Genomic DNA, 5,312 nt, shown 5'->3' with positions numbered 1-5,312 from the left:
TGTTCGGGGGAAAGGCGGCGAGCCTGGCGGAAATCTGCCCCTGCCACGATAGCTCCGGTGTAGGCTCCGGTCTTAAAATCCGGCTTTTGCCCCGGCTGAGCGGGGGAAGCTGTCTGAGGGGATCCCACAAACAGCAAAGCGCGGTAGAGATCGGCCCCGCGCAGGTCGGCATTCCGCAAGTTAGCTCCGCACAGATTGGTGTGGCTGAGATCGCAGCCGCTCAGGTTGGCCCGCTCCAGGCTGGCTTCGCTGAAATCCACCGCCCGCAACAGGGTGCCATGCAGGTCGGCTCCCTCCAGCATCGTGCCCAGGTTGACCACTCGGATCCCGTGCAAGCGATCCCGCTGGTAGCCCCCCTTGCCATCCAGGATAGGTCGGCCCAGGTGTTCGTCTCGCCGCAGAGGGCTGAGCAGGTTAGCGGTGGAGAGAAAGCGCAGGATCTTGGCTTTGCCGAAGCGATCCACCCCGTTCAACAAAGCAGCCGTGCGCCCGGCAGCAATGGCCCGCTCCAGGGGCCAATCGTCCAACTGCCCATCGGGAGACAAGACCAGGTTGGAAATGCCTTCAAAGTAGGCGTCGATGGTCTGCTGCTGGGTGATGATATTCTGCTGAATGGTGAGATCGCGGGAGATGATGTACTGCCGCCAGGCAATGTAGGCAGCCAGGATGGCAATCAAGATTTGGCCTGTGGCCCCGAACACTTCTCCCAAAGCCCCAATTGCTTCCCAACTCAGGGATCCCAAGGCAGAAAACAGCCCGCTCCCGGCAACCCCTCCCATCAGGGCCAAGCTGAGGGCCACTCCCGCCCAGGCCAATTGAGGCCAAGTGGTCAGCCACTGCCAAAGACGGCGCCCGATCTGAGCCCAAAGCGATCGCCCCCACCAGCCCGCCAGGCCCAGCCAAGCCAGCACCGCCCCCCAGCCCAAGACCGGCTGAGCCATCAGCTTTCCCAAGAGCAGCAAGAAGGCCGGGATCCCCAACAGCAGCAGATGAATCAGGGGTTGCCACGGTGAGACCGGAGACAGCAGGATCCCGGATTCAAGCAGCGACGGCTCTTGGGGCAGATGTTCGGGGACAAGGGTTTTGTAGGTCATGGCGCAAGCAGGGAGGTTACTCTAGGGCTAGTGTTAGACTTGCAAAAAAAGCCTGCGTTAGTCCGTATTTGGAGTTGGAGAATAGGGCAGGCCCCTGCCTGCTCAGTTTGGTAAGATGACCTCGGCTTTCCTTCTCTAGCCCAGCCTGGTGTGAGGATAACCACCATGATCTCTTCCTTATTGTCCTTACTGCCTATTGGTCTGCAGAAATCCGGCGAACACCAATCTACAGCAGTCCTGCCCGGCCTGCGGGCGCAGCGCCATCGTTCTGCAATGCTGACGCGGCTGGCAACCTCTCTGATGCTTGGCACCACCTTACTGCTGACAGCAAAGTTGGATCCTGGCTGGGCGCAAACTTCCCTGGACACCGGCATTACCGGCGAGCAGACCCTGCCTCAAGCTCCCCCTCTCCCGGACAATCGCCCGGCCATTTTTGTGGATGCGGCCAACGGCAGCGATACCCGTGGGGATGGATCCCGCAATAACCCCTTCAAGACGATTACTTATGCCATTCAGCGGGCTGAGGCTGGCAGCGTCATTCAGCTTTTTCCCGGGGTATATAGCGAGGAGAGCGGCGAAACCTTCCCCATCCGTCTGAAAGCCGGCCTCACCTTGCGTGGGGACGAGTCCACCTTGGGAGAGGGCTATCTCATCACCGGCGGCGGTACCTACATGAGCCCGACCCTAGGCCGACAAAATGTTGCTCTGCTGGCAGAAACCGGCGCAGAAGTGCGAGGAGTTACCCTGCGCAACCAAGGGCGGCGCGGCTATGCCCTCTGGGTCGAATCGGCCTCCCCGCGCATTCTCAACAACAGCTTTGTGGGCAGCATCCACGATGGAATCTTCATCGCTGGCGCTGCCAATCCCTGGGTAGAGGGCAACCGCTTCTATAAAAACGGGGCCAACGGCATTTCCGTTTTGGGCACCTCCCAGCCCACCATCGTCAATAACCTGTTCCAGGAGACCGGCTTTGGCCTCACCATCGACCAACGCTCGGCGCCTGTTGTGCGCAACAACCGCATTCTGCAGAACCGTACCGGCGTGGTTGTCGGGGGCAGCTCCAGGCCCATCCTGCGCAACAATCTCATCGCCCAGAACTTGGAGACCGGCCTCACTGCCATCACCAACGCCCAGCCGGATCTGGGCACGGCCACGGATCCCGGCAACAACATCTTTGAGGGCAACGGCCAATACGACATCCACAACGCCACCCGCGGCCTGCGCATCAATGCCAACGGCAACCAACTGCGGGGCAAAGCCAAAGGGGATCTGGATCTGTCCGGTCAAACCACCGTCGCCGCCCTTCCCGACAGCGCTCCCCGCCCCATTGCCCCTGGCACTTTGGCTCTGCCCAGCGCTCCGGCCCAGCCGGCTACTCCCAGGGATCCCCGGCCAGCCGCTGAGACCCCCTCCACCTTGCCGGTTGTGACGGTGCCCCAGTCTACTGCCCCGGTTCCCCCCTCTCCGCCCCAAGGATCCGGAGGGCGCATCTTGCCAGATCCCTCCAGCCCTCAGGCAACTCCCCAGCCCCAACCTCCGGGGGAGCAGTTTGTGGCTGTCCCCTTCACCCCCGATGGCTCTACCGCACCTGCCCAGCCGGCTGACCCTGTTCCCAGGCCACCGTCGGCTCCCCTCACGGATATCACCACCCTTCTGCCCCCGCCGGCCCGTCGCCCGTCCACGGGGATCCCGGCCACTCCCTCTGCTCCCACTACAACTCCAGTTGCCCCCCCTGTGGTTGCTGTGGGTAACGACTCCGTTTCGCCAACGCGAACGGCAACTCAATTTCGCGTGTTGGTGACCCCCAAGAGCAGCGATGACTTGAACCGATTGCGGCAGCTCATCCCCGACGCGGTGGAAACGGTTTTCAACGGGAGAACGGTGTTGCAGGCTGGCCTCTACGACAGTCGCAGCCAGGCCCAGTCGGTCTTGGATCGGCTGTTGGATGCCGGCTTTGAGGCAGTTGCCGAGATGATTTTCCGCTAGCGACCCCCCACACTGCCGGCTTGCTTCTCCATAGCGGTACGAGGGAGCTTTGATCCCAGTTCTTTGGCGGGGTGGCCAGCCATTGAGCCCAAGTCTCCTTGGTCGCTGGCAAGGGAATTGACTACAAGTGCTTGCCAAGAGCGATGACGGCTCGAACACCCCCTCTCTAGTCCAGCGGATCCAGTCGGTAGCGGCTGAGCCAGTGATCCAAATGCACTTCCTCCTCATCCAGCAGTTGGGCGTTGATCAACCCCCGTTTGAAGGCAAGACGGATGGCTCGCGCCCGCAAGCTGAAGGTGGTTCCCCACTCGTCGCTCTCAATTTGGTCGTTGCTCACCTCTAGTTTGTCGTAGAGGTTGCGCAGACGGTTGGTTACCCCTCGGCGGGACAAAAAGCGCCGTGCAGCAATGGCTTGGTCGGTGAGGCCGAGGGCAATGTCGATCAGCACTTCGTACTCGGCATCGCTGAGACCGGTGATTTTGTTTTGTGAACGGGAATCGACCCCGCGCACCTCTCGGTCGATCACGCATTGCTCATCCTGCACCACCGCTTGGATGGCGCTGACCAATTTTTCATCGGTGCAATTTTTCAAAAGGTAGCCATAGACAGTTTGCGGAGGCACGATCTTGTGCAGCTCCCGCACATAGACTTCATCGGCAAAATGCGACCAAAAAATGATGCGCGTGCTGGGGCACTCTGACCAAACCTGCCGCGCTACCTCGATCCCGGTCATCTCAGGCATGCGAATGTCCATCAACACAAAGTTGGGGTGGTGCTGACGGTAAAGTTCCAACGCCTCTCGGCCATTCGAGGCCATGTATACCGGGCCGAACTCAGGCAAATGTTGCGTCAGTAGGCTATGGACATGCTGACGGTAAAGAGCGTCATCTTCAGCAAGGAGGGTACTCACAGGCCTTTATCAGAGTTACCGAATACTTTCTTTTCACTTCCTAACTCTAAAAACACCCACAAGGGAAGGCAAGGCACTATTGAGCAGTACTCAAAAGGAGCAAGGGATCCCCTCCACCAGCGATGAGTAGCGGCTCAGGAAAAGGAGTTCGTCCCGCTCTCGTCCTGTGGACGGTGCGGTTTCCCCTAGCACCCACGCAGACGGCTCATGAACTTCTCCACCGCAGATGTTAAAAACTTTTGACAAGCGGCAGTCTAAGCTGTTTCTACGGCAGAGGCCAAAAACGCCTCGATCTCAGAGCGTTGGGGCAAGCTGGGTTGGGCTCCTGCACGGGTTACAACCAAGGCAGCGGCGGCATTGGCAAAACGCAGGGCTTCCCTCAGGGATCTGCCGGCAGCCAAACAGGCAGCTAAGGCCCCACAAAACCCATCTCCGGCAGCGGTGGTATCCACCACCTCCACAGGATGAGCTGGCCAATGGCCACTTTCTTCCCCATCTGCCCAGACCAGCCCTGCCCCTCCCAAGGTGAGGATAACGGTTGGGATCCCGTGCTTCTGGAGCTCCTGAGCGATCTTTTGGGCTTGTTCCGGCGTCTCCACAGGAGATTGGGCAAGGGCAGCCGCTTCGCTTTCGTTGAGCACCAAGTAGCGAACCCGGCGCAACAGGGATCCTGGCAGGGGCACCACAGGGGCTGGATTGAGCAGGACGGGGATCCCTTGGGCAAAGGCTTGCTCTGCCACCGCCTGCACCGTGGCCAGGGGGATTTCCAGTTGCAGCAGAACCATCGCTGCCGGCGTCCAAGGAGGCAGCTGGGCGGGGGTGTAGCGACCGTTAGCGCCGGGGCTGACCACAATCCGGTTTTGCCCTGCTGGATCCACAGTGATCAGAGCGATGCCGCTGGGCCCTTCCAGCTCCCGCAGGTGGTGGGTATCGACGCCGTTCTGCTCCAGGTTCTCTTTCAGCAGGCGGCCAAAGCTGTCAGATCCCACTGCCCCCCACATCTCCACCTGGGCTCCCGCCCGCGCCGCTGCCACCGCTTGATTGGCTCCCTTACCGCCAGGGTAGGTGGCGTAGTCGGATCCCAGCACCGTTTCCCCAGGGCCGGGATGATGGGGCACCTGCACCACCAAATCCATGTTCAAGCTACCCACCACTCGGATCGGGCCTGCCATCGGGCTTGTGGGGAAATCCTGTTGGAAAAGCAGAGATCTAGAGATCTTTGGTTTGGATCCCTGGGCAGCTATTGTATCAGCCGCCGGTCTTGGCCAGGGATCCCCTTGAGCGCCCTACCACGCGGCAAGGGCTGATAGCAGTCGTGGTTT

General features: G+C 60.6%; 4 protein-coding genes. 1 reads left to right on the top strand and 3 read right to left on the bottom strand.

Annotated elements, in window-relative coordinates; all coding sequences use genetic code 11:
- Nucleotides 1–1,094 (bottom strand): pentapeptide repeat-containing protein (locus NW819_RS03285; RefSeq protein ID WP_414412871.1); only part of this gene is annotated, 1,094 nt, incomplete at its 3' end.
- A gap of 165 nt (nucleotides 1,095–1,259) precedes the next feature.
- On the opposite strand from NW819_RS03285, the gene NW819_RS03280 reads away from it, so the two are divergent.
- Nucleotides 1,260–3,080, top strand: a complete 1,821-nt coding sequence (locus NW819_RS03280; RefSeq protein ID WP_414412870.1) for a DUF1565 domain-containing protein — start codon at nucleotides 1,260–1,262, stop codon at nucleotides 3,078–3,080.
- A gap of 166 nt (nucleotides 3,081–3,246) precedes the next feature.
- On the opposite strand, the gene NW819_RS03275 is transcribed toward NW819_RS03280, so the two are convergent.
- Both NW819_RS03275 and rbsK read right to left on the bottom strand, forming a co-directional pair.
- A complete protein-coding gene (locus tag NW819_RS03275) occupies nucleotides 3,247–3,990 on the bottom strand; it encodes a response regulator (RefSeq protein ID WP_414356063.1) in 744 nt (247 codons plus the stop codon).
- A gap of 254 nt (nucleotides 3,991–4,244) precedes the next feature.
- A complete protein-coding gene (gene rbsK, locus NW819_RS03270; RefSeq protein ID WP_414412869.1) occupies nucleotides 4,245–5,162 on the bottom strand; it encodes a ribokinase in 918 nt (305 codons plus the stop codon).
- Between the last annotated feature and the right edge of the window lie 150 nt (nucleotides 5,163–5,312).

Source organism: Synechococcus sp. R8-2 (genome assembly GCF_047461715.1).
Lineage (GTDB): Bacteria > Cyanobacteriota > Cyanobacteriia > Thermostichales > Thermostichaceae > Thermostichus.
Note: the sequence above shows the minus strand (reverse complement) of the source record. Positions and strands in the feature narration are given on the sequence as shown.

Excerpts from the sequence above, each read along its gene's own strand:
- NW819_RS03280 (WP_414412870.1), top strand. The coding sequence starts at position 1,260 with ATGATCTCTTCCTTATTGTCCTTACTGCCTATTGGTCTGCAGAAATCC.
- rbsK (WP_414412869.1), bottom strand. The coding sequence starts at position 5,162 with ATGGCAGGCCCGATCCGAGTGGTGGGTAGCTTGAACATGGATTTGGTG.